A 21373-nucleotide genomic window follows, 5' to 3' on the forward strand; every position below is an offset into this window, starting at 1 on the left:
GGTTTCCTCCTGACCACGCCCTAAGGGCATACATGATCGAGATGTGAAGATCGCTCTCGATTGTCCCCCCGAATTTGGCTCAGAGACACTTTTCCGACGAAACGTGAATGGCTGCTTCTGGCCGGTTTCAGCCGGTCGTGGAAGGCAGAAATCGGCCAGAAACAGTTCATTTACCAAGCGTGTGACGAGGCAATGCAATCGAAATCAACGCTGCAATCAGCACGAATCCACTCGATATCCATAGGCACGCTTCCAATCCATACACCTGATAGACCCAACCGGAAAGCACCGTGCCGATCAGACGGCCCATGGCGTTGGACATGTAATAAAAACCCACATCCAGCGACACGCCGTCTTCTTTGGCATAGGACACGATCAGGTAGCTGTGCAGCGAAGAGTTCACCGCGAACAGCGCGCCAAAGACCATTAATCCGCCGAGCAGCACCCCCTGTTGCGATAACCCGGTGTTCAGTCCGAGAGCAATTGCCGCAGGCAGGCCCGCCAGTGCAAGTGCCCACAGAAATGCCGCACGACCATCCGGTACGTGCCCACGTTTCTTTCCTGTAATGTTGGGCGCGAAAGACTGCACGATGCCATAGCCAATCACCCAGGCCGCAAGAAATCCGCCAACCTTCCAGAAGCCCCAGTCGAAGACACTGCTCAGGTACACCGGCAAGGCCACCACGAACCAGACATCGCGGGCACCGAACAGGAACATCCGTGCCGCTGAAAGGATATTGATCGCCCGGCTCTTGGACAGGATGTCGCGAAATTTTGGCTTGGCTTTGGCCTTGCCCAAGTCCTTCTTCAACAAAATCAAGCTGCTGATCCAGATCAGCGCCAGAACACCGGCCATGGCCAGCAAGGCGCCTTTGAAACCGATCAATGCCAGCAAGGCTCCGCCAAGAAAGAAGCCGACACCTTTGAGTGCGTTCTTCGAGCCGGTGAGGATTGCCACCCACTTGTAGAGTTTGCCCTGCTGCCCATCAGGAACCAGAAGTTTGATGGAGCTTTTGGCACTCATCTTGTTCAGGTCTTTGGCAATCCCCGAAAGCGCCTGAGCGCCCATCACCCATGGAATCGTCAGCCAGGCCACTGGCACCGTCAGCATCAACAACGCCACAACCTGCATTCCCAGCCCGATGTTCATGGTCCGGTTCAGGCCCAATCGGGCGCCGAGATAACCGCCCACCAGGTTGGTGATCACACCAAAGAGTTCGTAGAACAGAAATAACGCCGCGATTTGCAGCGGGCTGTAGCCCAACGCGTGAAAGTGCAGCACCACCAACATGCGCAAGGCGCCGTCGGTGAGGGTGAAGGCCCAGTAATTGCCCGTCACGAGCAGGTACTGTCGCACTTCCGGCGCGAGGGCTGACAACGCTTTCATCACCGCTCCTTATACGGCCAGGCCGACCATTCTGGCCAGTTCGACGGTGCGGTTCGCGTAACCCCATTCATTGTCGTACCAGGCATAGAGTTTGACCTGGGTGCCGTTGATGACCATGGTCGATAGCGCATCGATGATCGATGAGCGCGGGTCGGTGCGGTAGTCGATGGACACCAGCGGACGCTCCTCGAAACCGAGGATGTCTTTCAGTTCGTTCTCGGACGCGTCCTTGAGGAACTGATTAACTTCTTCGACAGTGGTAACGCGCTCGACTTCAAAGACACAATCGGTCAGCGAAGCGTTGGCCAACGGTACGCGCACGGCATGGCCATTCAGGCGTCCGCGCAGTTCCGGGAAGATTTCGGCAATGGCGGTGGCCGAGCCGGTACTGGTCGGGATCAGGCTCATGCCCGAAGCCCGCGCACGGCGCAGATCCTTGTGGGGTTGGTCGAGGATGCTTTGAGTGTTGGTCAGGTCGTGGATGGTGGTGATCGAACCGTGGCGAATGCCCAGTTTCTCGTGGATCACCTTCACCACCGGCGCCAGGCAGTTGGTGGTGCATGACGCGGCGGTGACGATGCGATGTTCCGCCGGGTTGAACAGCTGATGGTTGACGCCCATGACAATGTTCAGCGCGCCCTTCTCCTTCACCGGCGCGCTGACCACCACACGTTTAACGCCCTGGTCGAGGTAAGCCTGAAGCACCGCAACGGTCTTCATCTTGCCGCTGGCTTCAATCACCAGATCACAGCCCGACCAATCAGTGTCGGCAATCGCCTTGTTGGCAGTGACTTTGATGCGTTTGCCGTCGATGACGATGCTATCGCCTTCGGAGTCGGCCTGGTCATTCCAACGGCCATGCACCGAGTCGAAGTTCAGCAGGTGCGCATGGGTGGCTGCGTCACCTGCCGGATCGTTGATCTGCACGAACTCGAACTCTGGCCAGCTCCACGCTGCGCGCAGAGCGAGGCGACCGATGCGGCCAAAACCATTGATGCCAACTTTGATAGTCATGTTGTTGTGCTCTGTATCTGTTGTCAGTGGGCGTTCGACTGGGTGTCGAACTGGCCGATGTATTCGATATGGGCAGGATGCTGAATGGCGCGAGGGCGCAGCGATTGAACATCGCGGATAGCATCGCTAAATGGCACGCCGCTCTCGATCAACAGCTGAGCGGCGACCAAACCGGTACGACCCGAGCCGCCCTTGCAATGGATGGCGATGGTTTTCCCTTCGGTCAGCAGCTGCTTCAGACGCGAATGGTGTAGCGCCCATGCAGCTTTGAATGCTTCGTCAGGAGCCTGATCATCTTCTACTGGCAAGTGAAACCACTCGATGCCGAGCATTTGGCACTCTTCGGGTAGCAGGTCGATCTCGTTCTGAAGCAACTCCTCGGTCGGCATCAGCGTCAGCAAGGCAGATGCCCCCGCATCCTTAAGGGTTTGCAACGCCTCAAACGGCTTGGTGCCCTTCGTGCCTGGGCACGGGGTAAAGATCAACTGGCCAGTGAACTGTGCCAGGGGCAGTACGGAATAGGGGTGTTGTTGCACGGTAAAAAATCCTCAAATTGAGCGCTGATTGACACGTTTCATGAGTTGTTCCGCCGACTCCTTGCGCTCGGAGTAACGATCAACCAGATAGTCCTGACGGTCGCGCAGCAGCAGCGTGAATTTCACCAACTCCTCCATCACATCAACGACACGGTCGTAGAACGGAGAAGGTTTCATCCGGCCGTCCGTACAGCAGCAAAATGCGCGGCTTGTGGATGGAGGTCTTTTCGATACCAAGCTTGTCTGCCGATGGGAGATCAACCAGTTCGGTATCAAGTTGGGGGATAGGGTCATCAAACATAGTCTTTGTCCTGCGCAACGGCGCTGTTGGATTCATCGAACCAGCGGCGTTTCAGCCAGAGGGCAACAGCGACCAGGGAAATAAGTACCGGCACTTCCACCAACGGACCAATCACTGTGGCGAAGGCGACCGGGGAAGCCAGGCCGAAGGTGGCAATGGCCACGGCAATCGCCAGTTCGAAGTTGTTGCTTGCGGCTGTGAAAGCCAGTGCGGTGGTGCGTGGATAGTCAGCCTTGAGCCATTTGCCCATTCCAAAGCTGATGAAAAACATCACCACGAAATAGATCGTCAGGGGGATAGCAATGCGCAACACATCCAGCGGCAATTGCAGCACCACGTCACCCTTGAGACTGAACATGGCCACGATGGTCAACAGCAGTGCTACCAGCGTTAGCGGGCTGATCTTCGGAATGAAGCGTTCCTGGAACCAGGCTTCGCCTTTACGGGCGATGAGGATCCTGCGGGTCAGGAAACCTGCCAGGAACGGCACACCCAGGTAGATCAGGACCGACTCGGCAATGCTGACAAAGCTGGTCTCAATCACACTGCCTTCCAGCCCGAACAATGGCGGCAATAGCCCAAGGAAAATCCAGGCATACACGCTGAAAAACAGGATCTGGAAGATGCTGTTGAACGCCACCAGCCCGGCGACGTACTGATTGTTGCCACCCGCGATTTGGTTCCAGACCAGTACCATCGCGATGCAACGAGCCAGACCGATCAGGATCAGGCCCGTCATGTATTCCGGGTGGTCCCGCAGGAAGATGATCGCCAGCGCGAACATCAACACCGGGCCGATGACCCAGTTCTGGACCAAAGACAAAACGAGAATGCGCTTGTCCTTGAAGACTTCCGGCAGTTCCTCATAACGGACCTTGGCCAGAGGCGGATACATCATCACGATCAGGCCGATAGCGATGGGGATGTTGGTTGTGCCCACAGAAAAACTGTTGAGCCACTGCGGCCAGCCTTCGAACAGGCTTCCTAAACCGATGCCCAACGCCATGGCAAGAAAAATCCACAGCGTCAGGTAACGGTCCAGGAAGGAAAGGCGGCTTTTACTCATGATCATTGCTCCTGTGGTTACAACGTGCCTATCAGGGCCAGGGTGCAGAGGAACAGGATTTTCATCGAGCGATCTCGTAGTCGAAGGCGAAATCAGACGATTTAGCTTTCACAGCAGGCGAGTGCCCGTTCAGGACGGTCACCCATTTCATCAAGGCGTTTGGCGTCAGGGCTCAACCAATGCTTGTTGCTTTCCAGCACCGTGGTCAGCACTTGATGGACCCAATCCGGGAGATTCGGGTGCAGTCGGTAATACACCCATTGGCCTTGCCGACGGTCCGACAGCAAACCGCAACTGCGCAGCTGTGCAAGGTGCCTGGAGACTTTTGGCTGACTCTCATTCAACGCGCAGGTCAGCTCGCAAACACAAAGTTCGCCTTCACGAGTGATGAGCATCATCGTGCGTACCCGAGTGTCGTCAGCCAGGCATTTGAAAACAGTGGTCGGTGTCAGATGGTCAGCCATATCGTTTCTCAGTGTTTGCTTTTGACCAAGACGAACATCTTGATGCGCTCATGGATTTCGTGAAGGGTGTGACGGAAGGCATCGGGTTTGGTGCTGGTGACCGGATCCTCAAAACTCCAGGCCAATGCCTCACCGGCTCCAGGTAAAGACAGGCATTCCGCTACGGCTTTATCACACAAGGTGATGACGTAATCGAAACGCTCACCACGGAAGTCGTCTATCGACTTGCTGCGTAATCCTTCGGTGCTCACACCAATGTGTGAAAGCGCCTCAAAGGTGCGCGGGTCTACCTGAGTCGGAGCTGTGCCGGCACTGAACGCCTCGAAATGCTCCGAGTCGGTATGCCTCAGCAACGCTTGGGCCAACTGAGAGCGTGCAGCGTTGGCGGTACAGACGAACAGGACACGGACTTTGCTGGTCATTGTGAAGTCTCAGCTAATATACGGTTTAACGAATATATGTTTTCCCGCATGCAAGGTAAAGAAGCAACCACACATTAATCCATCAAAACGATTGGACTCCGCCGACCACCTTCAATGAAAGCTCTGTATTACGGCGTTAGCCAGGTAAAGCGTCTTCCGTGTTTCTTCAAATATCTGCGGCTATGCATATATGGTTTCCGTAATGAATCTGTCATTCACGCAGAAATAGGTCGCCCTTGGTTCAAGGACTACCTGGTCATGCAAAGCGAGATACGCAGCTCGGCGCGATACTCGGCATCAAGCGAACGCTGGGAGCGATGCATCGTGGATGAAGCGCATCAAACTGGGGATGATGTGAGAAGCATCTGGCCCAACGCCTCTGAGGGTGGCCGAAGCAAAGTTGCGCTGTTTCGGCAATCCCACAAAATACAAACCCGGCACGTGCTCCGCCTGCCCGTTGCGTTGCCTCAGGCGTTCATCGCCCGCCACATGCAGACCTGCCAAAAAACCAAGGTTCGGACGAAACCCGGTCGCGAAAACCAAACTGTCCACTTCGGTGTGCTGCCCATCGGCCCAGATCACGCCCGTTGACGTTATCTGCGTGAACATCGGCTTGCGCTCAAAAAGTCCCTGCTTTATGGCTCGACGATAGGTGCCATCGTCCAGTACAGGGGTACTTTGGTCATTCAGCCAACGAGTCTTCTCCATCCCTGTCCACTTGAGCCAAGCATGAAAATCCACACCGAGGATCTTTTGCGGAAAAAATCGAATCGATTCCCTTGCCGCCAATACGACGCTGCTGACTTGACCCAACTCATGGGCAATTTGTACAGCTGAGTTGGCCGCACCTATGACCACTACTCGTTGATCACTGAAGCCGTCGACATTTCGGTAATCAGCACTGTGTAAACGTTGCCCGCGAAAACTCTCCAGCCCTTGAATGTCAGGGATGAACGGCTGATTGAAGCCGCCAGTGCAAACGATCAATGCTTTTGAGCGCAAACGCTGACCATCAGATGCCTGAAGTAAAAACAGTCCATCCTCCCTACACACATTCTGGATTCGTATGTTCTGCCGAATGGGTAGCTGGAAAGCGTCCGCGTACTGCTCCAGATAACGTACGACTTCATCGCGTAGCGGATAATGCTTGGCGTCAGCTGGAAAGGGCATTCCAGGTAGCGATGAGTAAGCAGCAGGGGAAAAAAGTCTCAGGCTGTCGTAGTAGTTGCGCCAATTTCCACCTGGCTGGCTCTCGGCATCCAGGATGAGAAACCTGAGGTTCTGCTGCCGCAGGTGCCAGCCACACGCGAGCCCAGCTTGGCCCGCACCAATAACGATGGCGTCCATGGGCTCATTTTTTACATTCATGTATGCGCACTCATGCATATATAGAGATAATAAAAAAACTACTCTGGCACGCCAGGGCAGCAAAACGGGGCCAGACTCTTCATGTGTTGGAGAATGGCTTCGAGCCGTGTCACCACCGCCGGCCCATCCACCTCGTAGAACATCTGCCGGCTGACCTTGGTAGCACGGACGATGCCCGCGTCTAATAGCACTTGCAGATGACGGGACACCACTGAACGTTCTTGAGGTAATCCTTCGGCAATCTCGCCGATATCCGCACGCCCCAGCTGCATGACTCGCTTGAGCACAGCTACCCGCGACGGCTCGCACAGAGCTTTGAAGAAGGCTCCATCGAGAGAGTTGATTGCGGCATCAATTGCCCGTGAACGTGTAGAAGCTCGGTTTGTCATACGGATGACTATATGTGCAGATCCATGCACACGTCAATTTGTCGAATCAAAAGCCACAGCAAATATCTGTAGAGCCTGATCAATGCCTGCACGCCCACAATAGCGAATCCACAGTCGATTCCGGACCTTCGCGACAGGCAGCAATCGGCCAGAAGCGGTATCTCGACAGCCGCACACCCATCGTCGAGAATGAGCCGGGCTTTCAGCAACCAGCACTACTCAGGGAAGAAGCCGTCCACAGGACTTGCGAGGAAGGACATGATCGACGGTTCCGCCGTTTTGACAGTATTTTTGGTTTACTTGGCAGGCGTTGTTATCCCTGGGCCAAATTTCGTCGCAGTGGTCCATAAAGCGGTGGCTGCTACACGGTCAGAAGCTCTGGCCTTGGTAGCGGGTATCGTACTGATCAACTTGTTCTGGTCCACCTGTGCAATTGCAGGTCTCGGGGTTGTATTTGCTGCGCTCCCTTGGGCTGCGTTTGTTGTAAAGATTCTGGGGGCCACTTACCTGATATGGTTCGGATTCCGACTGCTGATCAACGCAGGGAAGAATGCACTTGGCCCGCTAAATGACGCCGTCGCCGGTAGTTGCAGGCAGTCCTTCATTCAGGGGGTGATTACCAACATTGGCAACCCCAAGTCCATGGCCTTCTATGCCGCTGTTTTTTCAGCCGCAGCCCCCGCCCACGTATCGCCAGGCACGTTTTCGTCGATGCTGGCAGTTGTAGTGGTGGTTTCAACGACCTGGTATGGAATGGTCGCAATCGCTCTTTCGCAACCTAAGATTGCTTGCGCGTATCAAGGGAGGAAAAAAGCAATCGATCGACTGTGCGGTGGTTTGATTTTGTCTCTGGGGATCCGCCAGCTGGTTTAGCACCTGCTCTGCTGCCCATCAGCCTTTAACCGATCATCCAAAACCTGCACAGTTGTCGGCTTTTTTCGCGACAGGAAGGCCCCATGCAACGGATTGTAATTCTGGGCAATGCCGGTAGCGGCAAATCTACCCTCGCCCGCGCCCTCGGCAAGCGCCTTGGTCTGCCCGTGGTGCACTTGGACACACTGTTCTGGGAGCCCGGTTGGGTTGAACCTACCTCCGGCTGATCAGGGTGGCACTCCACATTTCAAAATTTCAGGGAAGGTCGAACAGATGGCCCCTCCACGTGGCCTCGACGTCATCGAAAACTAATCCGAGTGGCACTCATCATATGCTCGGCTCCCGTCTGCGCAGGGCTTTTTATTCTCTTTGTCCAATGGCTGAGCGGCCTCAGCCCCGTGACACAGAGGGTGGCGATAGGAGTGGGCACAATCCAGCTGAAAGGTTTTTTCGTCTTGCTAATTCGCCGGAACAAAGTTTAGACGCTCAACGCTTACAGACTTCCAGGCCATTGGTAGTTGCCTTCAAGAACGCTTACCATTCAGTCAATTCTCCTAGGGCTTGACCGTCCGATTTGGGTTGTGGATTGCTGCCCTTCCCGACAGGCAGCAATCGGCCATATACGGACGTCAGCGGTGCTTCTGCCGTTGGTAACGCGCCGCCATCTGCCGGCGAACATCCATTGGTGGTGCTATCCCACGGATACAGGGGTAACTGGAGCAATCAGATTTGGCTTGCCAGTTCTTTGGCCCAAAAGGGTTACATCGTCGCCGCAATCAATCACCCTGGCACCACGACCCATGACCGCAGCCCTCAAGCAGCTGCGCAGTTATGGCAGCGGCCGGTTGACATAACTCTGAAGCCAACATATCCACAACGGACGCTCTCACACTGCTCCTGCACAACCAGCACGCCCTAGCGGCGGCAATTGAAGAAGTGACCAAGTGGCTTTCAGAGAATGGAGTGCAGTTGAGAGGATGGCTTGAGAGTGGCCGGACTCCGGTGAGGCACACTGAAAAAGTGCAGAAGCGGTAGCTAACAAGCCACTGATTTTGGTAAAAATTAGCAACTTGTCAGACTTCAACGGAATCGAAAGTTAGGCCTGGGTGTTGTCCAGGATGAACTCAATCAACGCTCGGGATGCAGCTGATAATTGTCGGTGAGGCGGGTAAATGATCGAGAAGGGTCGACTGCGCCCGCTCAGCTTTGGAAGTATTTCCACCAGTTGCCCCCGCTGCACTTTGTCCCGCACGATGAAGTCATAAGTCTGGCAGATGCCCAGACCGCTTTCGGCCAGAGAAACAATACCCAGGACATCATCCGAAACCTCCACATTGGCCTGCGGCAGCCATTCGATATTTTTCCCGTCAAGGCAGAACAACCACGGTCCGATCTTACCACTGCTGGGCATGATGAACGGCAGGCAAACGTGCTCGCCTAACATTCCAAGCGTCGTAGGAACACCGGCACGAGCCAGGTATGCTGGAGACGCGACCAGACATAGCCGTGCATCTTCCAGCTTGCGACCCACCAGACCACTGTCCGGCAAATGTCCCAGGCGAATCGCCAGATCGTAGCCTTCGGCGACCAGGTCGACATTACGGTTGGTGATGTTCAGTTCTACCCGCACAGCCGGAAATAGTTGGGCAAACGCACTGAGCAGCGGCGGCAAACGATGATGACCGTAAGTCGTCGGCACGCTCATCCGAACGCGCCCGCTCAACTCGCCTTCCTGGCCGCGGATGTTGCGCTCGGCCTCTTCAATCTGGGCAAACGCAGAACGAGTCTGTTCCAGGTACAGCTTGCCGGCATCGGTCAGGCTGAGCTTGCGGGTAGTGCGTCGCAACAATTGCACGCCAAGACGCGACTCAAGCCTGGTCAACGCACGACTGAGCACCGAGGGCGTGGTCGCCAGGGCCACGGCAGCTGCACTGACAGTGCCCTGTTCAACCACGCGAATAAAGGCTTCCACATCCCCAAGATGGTCGAATCTACGCGGCATTATTGCTTCCTAGGTCCAAATGAATTCCATTGGCGGTAGTTTATCGCCATACCACACATCAATAGAGTATCCAGGCAGGGGCGGCAACTGTTCGCCCGATTAATTCTGGACACGACATGAAAACGCTGACCCGTATTGCATTGGCCACAGCCCTCGCCAGCACCAGCCTGGCAGCCAGCGCTGACAATGTACTTGTGGTGCTTTCCGATTCGGCGAAACTCGATTTGAAGGATGGCAAGGTCTTTGCGACCGGCTTCTACCTGAACGAGCTTTTGCAACCGGTGAAGATGCTGCTCGACGCTGGCCATAACGTCACCTTTGCGACCCCGAACGGCAATGTGCCGACGGTGGACAAAACCTCCATCGATAAAATGTACTTCAACAACGATGAGGCAGAACTTCAGACCTATAAGCACTTGCTTGATCAACTGAAATTGACTCTGCCGGAACAATCGCCGGTCATCAGCCTTTCCCGAGTAGAACAGATCGGTTATGCGCATTTCGATGCGGTGTACATTCCCGGTGGCCATGCACCGATGCAGGATCTGCTCCACAGCCGTCCACTGGGTCGCTTGCTGACGGATTTCCATGGACAAGGCAAAACCACCGCACTCGTCTGCCATGGCCCGATCGCCCTGCTGTCGACCTTGCCTGACGCCGAAAATTTCACCCGCCAACTCCAGAGTGCGAAACCGGTGAAGGGCAGCGCCGACTGGATTTATGCGGGTTACAAGATGACCGTGATCAGCAACAAGGAAGAGGAAGAAGCCAAAGGGCTGCTCAACGGTGGCGCCATGAAGTTCTACCCGCAAACCGCGCTGGAAAAAGCCGGGGGGATTTACAGCAGCAACTCTTCGAATTGGACGCCTAATGTGGTCATCGATCGCGAGTTGATCACTGGCCAGAATCCGGCCTCGGCCATCGAGGTCGGCAAGGCATTGCTCGATCGACTGAAATAACGCGCCTGCGGCACCGCCCTGTCGTTTGCGCGGCAAATCCTGGCGGTCAACGGCCCCCTCCTCGATCCCGGATGTTGCCGGGTATTTGGAGCACTGCAATGAAACCTCGCACTTTCCTTATTACCGGTGCCAGTAAAGGCATCGGACGGGCGCTCGCGACCCAACTGTTCCAGGCGGGCCATCAGGTGGTCGGCATCGCTCGCACCAGCAACGATCCGCACTTTCCCGGCACCCTCATTTCCCTGGATATGGGCGACCAGGAACAGACAGAAAAAATGTTGGCCGAACTCGTTTCACATTATGACTTTGATGGCTTGATCAATAACGTCGGCTTGGTACGTCCACAGCCATTGGGCGAAATACAGCTCGACGACTTTGATGAGGTCATGCAGATCAACCTGCACAGCGCCTTGCAGGCCACGCAGGCATTGCTGCCGGGAATGCGCCATCGAGGTTGGGGAAGGATCGTCAACATCTCCAGCCTGACCGTTCTGGGGATCCCACACCGCACCGCCTATGCCGCGGCAAAAGCCGCGATGGTCAGCTTTACACGCTCCTGGGCATTGGAGCTGGCAACCACCGGAATCACCGTCAACGCCATTGCGCCCGGCCCCACGGAAACCGAGTTGTTCCGCGCCGCAAATCCGCTCGGCAGCGACGGCGAAGCGCGTTATCTGGCGAGCGTCCCGATGGGCAGGCTCGGTCAACCGGATGAAGTCGCAGCGGGCATCGCCTTCCTGTTATCGGAACAGAGCGGCTTTATCACCGGCCAGACATTGTTTGTTGATGGCGGAGCGTCTGTTGGCAAATCCGCTTTCTAAACGGCGACAAAAGCGGCTCCGCCGCTCCAGCGAATCCCCCACTGTGCCAGTGGTCACTACCGCCGGTGTCACTCCTTCAATTTGACTCCCAGAGAAAAATCATGACGTCTTCATCCGCAAACCAACACAAAACGCTATTGATGGTCCTCACCAGTCACGCCAGCAAAGGCGATGGCGGCGAGCCGACTGGCTTCTACCTCGGCGAAGTCACCCATCCACTCGCCGTACTCGAAGCGGCCGGTTTTGCAATCGAGTTCGCCTCGATCCAGGGCGGCGAAGCTCCGGTCGATGGCCTCGACCTGAATGACGCCACCAACGCACGCTACTGGAACGACAGCCGCTTTCGCGCCGCCATTGGCAACACGCAACGCCTGGACGCCATGGATGCGTCGAAGTACGCCGCTATTTTCTTTGCCGGCGGCCACGGCGCGATGTGGGATTTCCCGACCAGCCCTGCCGTGCAAAGCATAACCCGTGACATTTTCGAGGCCGGCGGTGCAGTGGCCGCAGTCTGTCACGGTCCCGCGGCGCTGGTGAACGTGACGCTCAGCGATGGCAGCTACCTGGTCGCCGGCAAGCACCTCAGCGCGTTTACCGACGACGAAGAACGTGCGGTCAAACTCGACAAAATCGTGCCCTTCCTGCTGGCCAGCACCCTGAGTGCGCGTGGTGCACATCATCACGGCGCAGCAGACTGGACTGCCAAGGTGGTGGTCGATGGTCGGCTCGTCACTGGCCAAAACCCTCAATCTGCCACCGGGGTGGGTGAGGCACTACGCGATTTGCTGCTCGCTCAGTCACGCTAAAGCCACATGTGTTTTTAAGGAGAGTGCTATGAAATGCATCGCATTGGCAGGGGTTCTGGTGCTGGTCGCAGTGACACAAAGTCCGGCGTTCGCGGCTGTGCAAACGCCACACGAGCCTGAGCTTTGGCGCAGTTACACCGGTGTTTCATGGGACCTCGGCGCTGAGCACAAGGTCGATGCCGCGTCCCACCAAGCGCCCATTGCCGGTCTACATTTTTCACATGACGGCAGAGCCTTCGTTTCCACCCCGCGCTGGATTACGTCCGCCGTTCCTGCGAGTCTGAATACGTTGTCACTCGACAACACGACAGGGCCTGCCGTCCTGACCGCCTTCCCCTCCGCACAGTGGAATACGACCGATGGCCGCCCCTCACAAACCCTGAGAAACGTGCTCGGATTTCATGTCGATAATACCCACAACTGGCTCTGGGCCTTGGACATGGGGTTTGTGCCTGGTGAGAAGGCAGCCCCGATCGGCGGGCAGAAGATCGTCATTTTCGACCTGAAGACCGGGCAAGTGGTACGCAACCTGCCCCTGGATAACGTGGCGGATCGACAAGGCAGTTTTCTCAACGATATCGCCGTCGATGAAGCTCGACGGATAGCCTACATTTCGGACAGCGGCTTTCGCAGCGCGCCAGACAACTCCACCGGTGTGATTGTCTACAACTTCAGCGAAAACAATGCCCGGCGTGTCCTGCACAAAGACGCGTCCGTTCAAGTGAGAAAAGACGTGCCGGTGATATCCCATGGCAAGACAGTCTGGGAAGGACAACCTCTGAGCATCGGTATCAACGGCATTGCACTGTCCAAAGACAGCAACACGCTCTACTGGACGGTGACAACCGGCGATTCGCTGTTTGCCATCGACACGGCAAAACTCACAGACCCAAACCTACCGGCTGCAGAACTGGCCGCAGCGGTAAAAACAGTCGCGCATCCAGGCATCAGTACGGACGGCATCATGGTCACGGATGACGGTAAGGTTTTGATCACTGACGTGACCCACAACGGCATCGTCAGTGTGGATCCGGCTACCGGGGTGGCACATCTGATAGAAGCCAGCGATCGGGTGTACTGGCCCGATACCGTTACAGCAGGCGTGCAGGATGGTATCTATTTCACATCCAGTAACACGAACGACCACTTTGCCAATGCCGTCGCACGCGGCGCAGAAAGTTACAACATCTGGCGTTTTGTACTACCACTCAAATGAAAATCAGCCAAGCAGTAGTTTTAGTACGGGATCGACAGTGCAGGTCACCATGTCCGGCTTTGGCGGCGCCCCCGTGGCCCAAAGGGTTAACTACAGCAAGAAGGTACAAAGGCTTTCTCGGCAACGGGAAACCGTGGTGAAATCGCGCTGTCAGGCCCGATTCTTTGCCAAGGCAAACCCAGCACCAGGGCATGCAGTTGTTCAGCGCTCAATTCATTTGACAGCCGTGCCGAGAACCCGGCCAGAAGAACTTGCCCTGGTGCAAACGACGGGCCGCCAGCCAGATGCCGAGCCCGTCGTGCACCAGCACTTTCATGCGATTGACGCGGCGGTTGGCAAACAGATAAGCACAGTGCGGCTGCGCCGCACCGAACACCGCCACCACCCGCGCCATCGCGGTGTCGGTGCCGGCGCGCATGTCCATGGGCTCGGTGGCGAGTCAGATGGCGTCGATGCGGATCATCGCAACAGGTCTCGAAGAAAGATCGCGCAGGCAGCAGCGCTTTCGGTCGGCCAGTTCACTTTGACGGTACCGCGTGGGTGTTGGATTTCGAGACAGATATTTGATGACGCAGCTTGCGAGTTTGCTCCGGCTAGCTGCAAGGGCAGCGGAATGAAAGCAGGTTGCAGCGCCATGGCTTTCTGCGTTTGCACTCGAATTCATTTATGGACGAGGTTCGTGTTGAGGCTGTGGCTCAGCGCGACATTGGCAATTGAGGCCCCGGGCTGGGCGCACTCGGCAATGACCTGAGCCTTGAAGGATTTGGAATAGGAACGGCGTTGTGGCTGCATGAAAAATCCGCTTAAAAGGCTAGAAATGGTGTCCACTTAAATTAAGTGGACACCATCGCCTCAAGCGACGGTGTCAGGAAGGTGTGTTGCCCGGACGGTTACCCTCTTTCATGAACGAGTCCCGATTTAATGCGGGAAAAATGGGATTCTTTGGAGAGTGGGAAATTGCATTGACTACCCATTTGCATTGTCACTGACTGGCCAATTGCATCGTGCTGACCAGCCGTTTGCATTCGACTTGACCAACAAGCGTCGTTGTGACGACCGACAGAGGACGGCTAGGAGATGCCATTACTAGGCAGGAGCGCGCTTCAACCGTCGAAGACACTGCGAGCATAATGAATCATCCCGCCAAGACCAAAATGTGAGCAACGTCATGACCGAAGCCCAACGCTGGACAGTGAAATGCCAAGATCCTGAGGATGGAAGTGGCGACGTCATCGTCGACTTGCCGCCTGATCTACTCGCCAGTTTAGGACTCAGCATCGGCGACGTCTTGAGGCATTGAAGTGATCGACGGCGCAATAGTTCTGACGCCGAAGTCGAGCAACTCAGCTCCAGCCTGAATCGAACCGGCGCGCTTTACCTAGTCTTCAAACGGGCGTACGCGAACGGCACATCTCAGCGGCAACGATTAGGCTAAATTACAGTCGGCGAAGACCCGCTATGTAGGGTCGGAAGCCGTCCTTGCTGACAGACAGCAATCGGCCAAAAGCGGCCTCCCAAAGCCAAGGGTTACACTCAGTTTCCTCGACCTAGGGCGTGAAATACAGGCCTATGATTTATATGGACTTTTAAAAAAAGTCGGAATTGGTAGCGCAGAGTTATCTAGGGACCTCTACTATTTCTTTATCGCCGAATTCGGTCTAACCCACTGTTATGCGTCAGCGACAAAGCAAGTCCTTAATCAATAGTCACAGGAGAGTAACATGTCGATAAAAAAAAGAACTGCCTTACTCGTGCTGGCTTTTAGTTTTTTCGGAATTGCGAGTTGTGCCGACATAAGAAACTATTCAGAAATCTCGAGCGCAAGAAACAAGAGCATTGTTCCTGACATTGACTATTACGACCTTGCATACAATGTAGATATTATTGTACTTCCTGCAGAAGTAAAAACCAAAGAAAATGTAGATATAGACAATAACTTTTTAAGCGAATTACAAATTTCAAACTGGGGGAGCGCTATTAAGGATGCGACCCAGGAAGAAATTCACAATAGCGATCATTTTATCGAATTTGGAAATTACAGTGGCCGCATTGAAATAAGCGCAGAAGTGTCTTCAGTATCTATAAGCGACGCACGGGGTGGAGTTCGATCTAAGTGCAATGTTGTTTACACATATAAAGATTTAGTGGCAGGGAAAATACTCGCCAAGCATAATAGTGCCATTGAAGTAATGGCGCTATCCCCTGCCATACCAAAATCCAGCAATAGTTTTTTTTACAGCTTTGACCAACTTACATATGCTATTGCTCGTGAGGCGATTGTTGGTCTCATTCGGTTGCCCTCTATTGCTGATATTCAGCTAACACAGAGGCAAGTGAAGTTTTATAATTCGAACATTAAAAAAAAGCCCAACAAAATTGTTAGCTATGTTTCGATTGACAACCTTACTCACAAGAATAAAAAAGAATTAAACCCTGGTTCTTCAGCGACAAAGAAAATTCAAAAAAAAAGTAACAAATCGAAAGTTAGAGTAGACACTGTCTCTGCTCCCGCTACCCGCCCTCTGGAATCTAACCCAGTTAGTGACACACCCACCGCAAACACCGTTAAACCGAGTGAAAATTCTGTCAGTCAGAACTCAAGCCAGGTTGCGACTGAAGCTAAAGAAAACGATAGAAGTTTAAGAGGCATTACTAGTTCGTCGGAGCGCTTGAAGGATGGCACCGTCAAAAACGACGAGCCAAGTTATAACGGCAGTGGATATATAGACACCCCGGGGCATTATCAACCTCAAAACGAGGTAGAGGCAGAGCAAAAAGCAATGAATGAATGGATAGAAAAGGAAAAAGCAAAGTTACAGGGAGCGACTGGCAATGCCGCTTCACCTACCGGGTATACAGCCGCGCCGGGACGCTATCAACCTCAAAACGAGGTAGAGGCAGAGCAAAAAGCAATGGATGAATGGATAGAAAAGGAAAAAGCAAAGTTACGGGGAGCGACTGGCAATGCCGCTTCACGTACCGGGTATACGGCCGCGCCGGGACGCTATCAACCTCAAAACGAGGTAGAGGCAGAGCAAAAAGCAATGGATGAATGGATAGAAAAGGAAAAAGCAAAATTACAGGGAGCGACTGGCAATGCCACCTCACGTCCCGGGTATATGGTCGCGCCGGACCCCTATCAACCTCAAAACAAGGTAGAGGCAGAGTAAGAAAGAGCAATGGATGGATGGATGGATGGATGGATGGAATAGCAATAAAACAAACCCGCACCTAACGCCAAAGCGTGCGGATCGGAGAATCGGATTCATAGTCTTGGCTGTTCTTAAGGCTTGTCTGCGCAAACTGTCACCGCATGTTGCGTAACAAAGGTCTCGAACTGGCGACTGCGTTACCGGCGCGTTACCACGCCATGTTGATGAACAACCGGGAATTCACCCTGGCGTGCAAAAACCTCCCCCGACCGGACTGGCGCCAAGTGGCAGAGACAGACGACGAACAATGGTTGCTGCTCGACAACAACAGCGTAAGCGCTCCATGAACCCCACATTCAAAGCCGCCACCTGATCCCCGATGCTGTGCTCTCGATTTCTTTCCGGAGCCAGCACCTCATGATGCGTCCCGACGCAAAAGTCGAAAAAGTCTATCTCTACCCCAAACCTGTCGACTTCCGAAAATCCATCGATGGCCTCGCTGCTCTGGTCGAACTGGACATCAAGGTCGCGGTGTTTGACCCGGTGCTTTTCGTGTTCCTCAACAAGCCTCGAAACCGAGTGAAAATTTTGTATTGGGAGCGCAACGGTTTTTGCCTTTGGCTAAAGCGGCTGGAGTCCGAGCGCTTCAAAACATCGCCGGATTGTTCGGATGAAGCCATCGTGCTGACGGTTCAAGAACTCAACTGGTTATTGGACGGTTTTGATTTGTGGCGCAACCGCCCGCATCAAGTTTTGACGCCTCGATTCGTCGCCTGATTCGGTATAATCCAGGGCATGATTTCCATGCCCAAAGACCTTCCTGACGACCCTGCTTTGCTCAAGCAACTGCTTGAGCAAATGCTGAGTGAGCGCGAGTCGGATAAGGGCAAGATCGTTCATCTCGAAGAAGAAAACGCGTTGTTGCGTCAGCGCCTTTTCGGGCGCAAGTCAGAGCAGACAGCCGATCCCGCGACCCCGCAAATGGCCTTGTTCAACGAAGTTGAAAGCGTGGCCGAGTCTGTCGACGAAACGGTGGAAGAAGAGGTTGTCGCTCCGACCAAACATCGCGGTAAACGCAAGCCTCTGCCCGCCGATCTTCCGCGTATCGAAGTCATCCACGAACTGCCCGAGCACGAACTGACCTGCGCCTGCGGTTGCCGTAAACACACCATTGGTGAGGAAATCAGCGAGCAGCTGGAGATCGTGCCGATGCAAATCCGTGTGATCAAACATGTCCGCAAGATCTACGGTTGCCGCGATTGCGAAACCGCACCGGTTACCGCGGACAAGCCCGCTCAACTGATTGAAAAAAGCATGGCCAGCCCAAGTGTCCTGGCGATGCTGCTGACGACCAAATACGTCGACGGCTTACCGCTTCACCGCTTCGAAAAAGTGCTGGGCCGCCACGGTATCGATATCCCACGCCAGACCTTGGCGCGCTGGGTTATCCAGTGCGGCGAACACCTGCAACCCTTGCTCAACTTGATGCGGGATCGACTGCTGGAAAGTCACGTCATCCACTGCGACGAAACGCGTGTACAGGTGATGAAAGAGCCTGATCGAGAGCCGACCAGTCAATCCTGGATGTGGGTGCAAACCGGCGGACCGCCTAATCAGCCTGTGATCCTTTTTGACTACTCGACCAGCCGGGCGCAGGAGGTTCCGTCGCGCCTGCTCGAAGGTTATCGCGGCTACCTGATGACCGACGATTATGCTGGTTACAACGCCTTGGGCGCGCAGTCCGGTGTCGAACGTTTAGGCTGTTGGGCCCATGCACGACGCAAGTTTGTCGAGGCGCAAAAGGTGCAGCCTAAAGGTAAAACCGGGCGTGCCGATATCGCCCTGAATCTGATCAACAAGCTGTACGGTATCGAGCGAGATTTAAAAGAAGTCGGCGATGAACATCGCCACGAAAGCCGACAGCAAAACAGCCTGCCGGTGTTGGCCCAATTGCAAACATGGTTGGAGAAAACCCAGCCACAAGTGACGGCGCAAAATGCACTGGGCAAAGCCATCAGCTACCTGGCCAGCAACTGGATCAAGTTGGTGCGCTACACCGAAGCCGGTTATTTGCCGATCGACAACAACGCCGCCGAGCGCGCGATCCGGCCCTTCGTTATCGGGCGCAAGAACTGGCTGTTCAGCGATACGCCCAAGGGCGCAGCGGCCAGCGCTCAACTTTACAGTTTGGTCGAGACGGCTAAAGCCAACGGCCAAGAGCCCTATGCGTGGCTGCGCCACGCACTTGAGCGCCTGCCACAGGCAACCTCGGTTGAAGATTACGAAGTCTTGCTGCCGTGGAACTGCTCACCCGCATCGCCTCGCTAAGCGCGTCGCCTATTTTTGAACAGGTGGGGTTTATGGAGCGCTTACACAACAGCCTGCAAAGACAAGGCAATCAGGTGCAGTTCTGGGCGGCCCACGATGAGCCGAAGGCCCGCCTCAACCAGTTCAACAACGCTGAGGGTCAACCTATAGCGTCACTGCACGCTTTCGATCAAGGCTTTCGCCAAAGCCACGGATCACCTCCAGTAACGACTTCACCCGCAGCGGCAGATTCCCGGCCGGGTACACCGCGTGCATCTGCGGGCTCTCACCGCCGCTGGAGGTGAGTTTGTACTCGGGACAGACCCGGAGCAGGTGCCCCGCTTGCACTTCGGGCTCCGCCAGCCAGTCCGCCAGGCGGGCGATCCCGACGCCCGCCAGGGCCGCGTGGAACACCGCCAAACCCGAGCTGAAACGAAACTTGGGATGAACCCGAAAGCTGATGGCCTGCTCCTCACTGCGAAAATTCCATTCCTTGAGAATCCGCGGCGCCGTATGCAGGATCAGCGAGTGCGCCTCCAGGGCCTCGATGGAGTCGGGCATCCCGCGCCGCTCCAGGTACCCGGGGCTGGCATACAGATAACGTGAATAACTCCAGAGTGGAAAGCCGATCAGGTCACTGGATTGCGGAAACGCGCCGCGAATCGAGAAGTCCAGCTTGCTCTTGGCCGGGTCGATGGTTTCATCGGTGAAAATCACATCGACGTTCACGTCTGGATAACGCTCGCAGTACTGCGCGATCAACCGGGGCAATACCCCGTGCCCGAGAAACTCGGGGGCGGAAAAGCGGATCCAGCCACAGGCCAGGCCGCTGAGACCGGCCAGGTCTTCCTCCGCCTCACGTTGCAGATCCAGCATTTTGTAAGCGTGAGGCATCAAGCGCTCACCCGCCTCGGTCAAACTCACGGCATTGGACGAGCGATTGAACAACTTGACCCCGACACTTTCCTCCAGGGCTTGAACGGCACGGGTCAGCGCACTGGGGGAGCGCCCCAGAGTACGTGCCGCCGCGACAAAGCTGCGCTTGCGAGCCACCGTCGCGAAGGCTTCAAGTTCCCCCAACATATTCAACGCCACTGACCACCTCATTGCACTTTTCACAACGTGGCATTGCAACACAAAAAAGGCCCTTCCGTTAACCTTCCCGCTCAACCCACAAGGATGGGGCAAACAGGAGCAGAAGGACGTGTCGAAGCTGGATGAAATAGTCGGAAAATCAACGGCCCATATCGGTGAAGAAGTTCATGAATGGCTGGAAAAAAAATCATCGACTTCGACCCGACAGGAGATACCGCAAATTCATCTGTCATTCGAAGAACAGCGCACACTGCAAACCGGCCTGGCATCGCTGGCCGTGACCGACAGCGCCTCGGGCATCCGCCACATGCCGGCCTTGGGGCAGTTGCTGGAAAGTGTCCTGTCCGCCGAGAAAATCCAGCAGTTGCGCCACTTTCCCCAGGCCCGAGAAGTGGCGATGATCGTCAGGGGATTGCCGCTGGACCCGCAACTGCCCGCCACGCCCTACGACATGGAGCCGGGTATCGAGAACGTGTCGGTTCTGGCCGGGGCTATCCTGTCCGTGCTGCAAATCCTGCAAACCCGTCCGCTGGCATACGAGGGTGAAAGCGACGACACGGTGTTCCGCCACGTATCGCCCAAGCGCAAGCGAGAGACCGAAAAGAGCTCCTATGGCTCGCGCGCGGACCTGGACATGCATGTCGACAACCCTCACCTGCCCTTGACCTGCGAACCCGTCTCGCAGTTGTCGGCTTGTCCGGAGTACTTGTCCCTGACCGGCCTGCGCTGCGAGCCCGGCGTGCCGACGCGCATCGTCGCCATTGACGACGTGCTGGCCATGCTGCCGGCCTGCGTCGAAGAAGAATTGTCACGACCGAACTTCGCCATTCGCCGACCGGCCTCCTTCGGCAAACAGGGTAACGTGCTGGAAAACGTCCCCCTGCTGTACAGAAGCGCAACCGGTGGCCTGTATTGCCGCTACAACAAAGCGAGTGTCGAAGCGAACTGCGCCAACGCGCAGCTTGCCCTGCAACTGTTCGCCGCCGCCGCCAATCATCCCGATGTCGTGCACCACATACTGCTGCAACCGGGGGACATGCTGATCTTCAAGAACCAGCAAACCCTGCATGCCCGGGACGGTTTTACCCCCCGCTACGACGGTCGCGACCGCTGGATGCTGCGTGTCTTCGGGGTCAACGACCTGGCACGCGTGATGCCGCTGGACCCTCACCTCCCCTTCATCGTCAGAGCCTGA

General features: G+C 55.5%; 21 protein-coding genes and 4 pseudogenes. 12 read left to right on the forward strand and 13 right to left on the reverse strand.

Annotated elements, in window-relative coordinates; translation table 11 throughout:
* Positions 1–166: 166 nt before the first annotated feature.
* The 9 genes and pseudogenes from arsJ to IC37_RS00390 form a co-directional block, all read right to left on the reverse strand.
* Positions 167–1387: an organoarsenical effux MFS transporter ArsJ gene (arsJ, locus tag IC37_RS00350; protein ID WP_030131008.1), complete on the reverse strand. Its 1221-nt coding sequence runs from the start codon at positions 1385–1387 to the stop codon at positions 167–169.
* A gap of 9 nt (positions 1388–1396) precedes the next feature.
* The gene (locus IC37_RS00355) at positions 1397–2401 is read right to left on the reverse strand and encodes an ArsJ-associated glyceraldehyde-3-phosphate dehydrogenase (protein WP_030131007.1); all 1005 of its coding nucleotides are present in this window, start codon (positions 2399–2401) and stop codon (positions 1397–1399) included.
* A gap of 23 nt (positions 2402–2424) precedes the next feature.
* Positions 2425–2937: a cyclin-dependent kinase inhibitor 3 family protein gene (locus IC37_RS00360; RefSeq protein WP_030131006.1), complete on the reverse strand. Its 513-nt coding sequence runs from the start codon at positions 2935–2937 to the stop codon at positions 2425–2427.
* 12 nt (positions 2938–2949) lie between these two features.
* Positions 2950–3120 (reverse strand): annotated as a pseudogene (locus IC37_RS00365) (arsenical resistance protein ArsH); the annotation flags it as partial.
* A 110-nt stretch (positions 3121–3230) separates the two neighbouring features.
* Positions 3231–4304 (reverse strand): ACR3 family arsenite efflux transporter, encoded by a 1074-nt coding sequence (arsB, locus tag IC37_RS00370; protein WP_030131005.1) that lies wholly within the window; start codon positions 4302–4304, stop codon positions 3231–3233.
* 101 nt (positions 4305–4405) lie between these two features.
* Positions 4406–4768 (reverse strand): metalloregulator ArsR/SmtB family transcription factor, encoded by a 363-nt coding sequence (locus IC37_RS00375; RefSeq protein ID WP_030131004.1) that lies wholly within the window; start codon positions 4766–4768, stop codon positions 4406–4408.
* Positions 4769–4776: 8 nt separating this feature from the next.
* On the reverse strand, positions 4777–5190 hold the full coding sequence (locus tag IC37_RS00380; RefSeq protein WP_030131003.1) for an arsenate reductase ArsC: 414 nt from the start codon (positions 5188–5190) through the stop codon (positions 4777–4779).
* 297 nt (positions 5191–5487) lie between these two features.
* Positions 5488–6558, reverse strand: coding sequence for an NAD(P)/FAD-dependent oxidoreductase (locus tag IC37_RS00385; protein ID WP_030131002.1), 1071 nt, complete (start codon positions 6556–6558; stop codon positions 5488–5490).
* Between the two features lie 38 nt (positions 6559–6596).
* Positions 6597–6947, reverse strand: a complete 351-nt coding sequence (locus IC37_RS00390; protein WP_030131001.1) for a helix-turn-helix transcriptional regulator — start codon at positions 6945–6947, stop codon at positions 6597–6599.
* A gap of 258 nt (positions 6948–7205) precedes the next feature.
* On the opposite strand from IC37_RS00390, the gene IC37_RS00395 reads away from it, so the two are divergent.
* The 3 genes and pseudogenes from IC37_RS00395 to IC37_RS30285 form a co-directional block, all read left to right on the forward strand.
* The gene (locus tag IC37_RS00395; RefSeq protein WP_030131000.1) at positions 7206–7820 is read left to right on the forward strand and encodes a LysE family translocator; all 615 of its coding nucleotides are present in this window, start codon (positions 7206–7208) and stop codon (positions 7818–7820) included.
* 83 nt (positions 7821–7903) lie between these two features.
* A pseudogene (locus IC37_RS00400) lies at positions 7904–8035 on the forward strand (AAA family ATPase); the annotation flags it as partial.
* A 419-nt stretch (positions 8036–8454) separates the two neighbouring features.
* A pseudogene (locus tag IC37_RS30285) lies at positions 8455–8673 on the forward strand (dienelactone hydrolase); the annotation flags it as partial.
* A 243-nt stretch (positions 8674–8916) separates the two neighbouring features.
* Here the strand turns inward: IC37_RS30285 and IC37_RS00410 are convergent.
* Positions 8917–9822: a LysR family transcriptional regulator gene (locus IC37_RS00410; protein ID WP_030130999.1), complete on the reverse strand. Its 906-nt coding sequence runs from the start codon at positions 9820–9822 to the stop codon at positions 8917–8919.
* Positions 9823–9938: 116 nt separating this feature from the next.
* Between IC37_RS00410 and IC37_RS00415 the strand changes: the two genes are divergently transcribed.
* The 4 genes from IC37_RS00415 (at position 9939) to IC37_RS00430 (ending at position 13624) form a co-directional block, all read left to right on the forward strand.
* Positions 9939–10781, forward strand: a complete 843-nt coding sequence (locus tag IC37_RS00415) for a type 1 glutamine amidotransferase domain-containing protein (RefSeq protein WP_030130998.1) — start codon at positions 9939–9941, stop codon at positions 10779–10781.
* 98 nt (positions 10782–10879) lie between these two features.
* Positions 10880–11602, forward strand: a complete 723-nt coding sequence (locus IC37_RS00420) for an SDR family oxidoreductase (RefSeq protein WP_030130997.1) — start codon at positions 10880–10882, stop codon at positions 11600–11602.
* A gap of 101 nt (positions 11603–11703) precedes the next feature.
* Positions 11704–12408, forward strand: a complete 705-nt coding sequence (locus tag IC37_RS00425) for a type 1 glutamine amidotransferase domain-containing protein (RefSeq protein WP_030130996.1) — start codon at positions 11704–11706, stop codon at positions 12406–12408.
* Positions 12409–12436: 28 nt separating this feature from the next.
* The gene (locus IC37_RS00430) at positions 12437–13624 is read left to right on the forward strand and encodes an L-dopachrome tautomerase-related protein (protein WP_030130995.1); all 1188 of its coding nucleotides are present in this window, start codon (positions 12437–12439) and stop codon (positions 13622–13624) included.
* 208 nt (positions 13625–13832) lie between these two features.
* Here IC37_RS00430 and tnpB (IC37_RS28705) read toward each other — a convergent pair.
* Positions 13833–14051 (reverse strand): annotated as a pseudogene (tnpB, locus tag IC37_RS28705) (IS66 family insertion sequence element accessory protein TnpB); the annotation flags it as partial.
* 233 nt (positions 14052–14284) lie between these two features.
* The gene (locus IC37_RS30805; protein ID WP_081729364.1) at positions 14285–14416 is read right to left on the reverse strand and encodes a transposase; all 132 of its coding nucleotides are present in this window, start codon (positions 14414–14416) and stop codon (positions 14285–14287) included.
* A gap of 929 nt (positions 14417–15345) precedes the next feature.
* On the opposite strand from IC37_RS30805, the gene IC37_RS00450 reads away from it, so the two are divergent.
* The 4 genes from IC37_RS00450 to IC37_RS00465 all read left to right on the forward strand — a co-directional run bounded on the left by IC37_RS00450 (position 15346) and on the right by IC37_RS00465 (position 19104).
* A complete protein-coding gene (locus IC37_RS00450; RefSeq protein ID WP_030130993.1) occupies positions 15346–16794 on the forward strand; it encodes a hypothetical protein in 1449 nt (482 codons plus the stop codon).
* 143 nt (positions 16795–16937) lie between these two features.
* Positions 16938–17123 (forward strand): hypothetical protein, encoded by a 186-nt coding sequence (locus IC37_RS00455; protein WP_030130992.1) that lies wholly within the window; start codon positions 16938–16940, stop codon positions 17121–17123.
* Between the two features lie 37 nt (positions 17124–17160).
* Positions 17161–17553 (forward strand): IS66 family insertion sequence element accessory protein TnpB, encoded by a 393-nt coding sequence (gene tnpB / locus IC37_RS00460; protein WP_256580596.1) that lies wholly within the window; start codon positions 17161–17163, stop codon positions 17551–17553.
* 18 nt (positions 17554–17571) lie between these two features.
* The gene (locus IC37_RS00465; RefSeq protein ID WP_030130991.1) at positions 17572–19104 is read left to right on the forward strand and encodes an IS66 family transposase; all 1533 of its coding nucleotides are present in this window, start codon (positions 17572–17574) and stop codon (positions 19102–19104) included.
* Positions 19105–19248: 144 nt separating this feature from the next.
* Here the strand turns inward: IC37_RS00465 and IC37_RS00470 are convergent, their stop codons facing one another.
* On the reverse strand, positions 19249–20178 hold the full coding sequence (locus IC37_RS00470; protein ID WP_030130990.1) for a LysR family transcriptional regulator: 930 nt from the start codon (positions 20176–20178) through the stop codon (positions 19249–19251).
* 109 nt (positions 20179–20287) lie between these two features.
* Between IC37_RS00470 and IC37_RS00475 the strand changes: the two genes are divergently transcribed.
* Positions 20288–21373, forward strand: coding sequence for a TauD/TfdA family dioxygenase (locus IC37_RS00475; protein WP_030130989.1), 1086 nt, complete (start codon positions 20288–20290; stop codon positions 21371–21373).

The sequence above is a fragment of the Pseudomonas sp. QTF5 genome (genome assembly GCF_000512695.2).
Lineage (GTDB): Bacteria > Pseudomonadota > Gammaproteobacteria > Pseudomonadales > Pseudomonadaceae > Aquipseudomonas.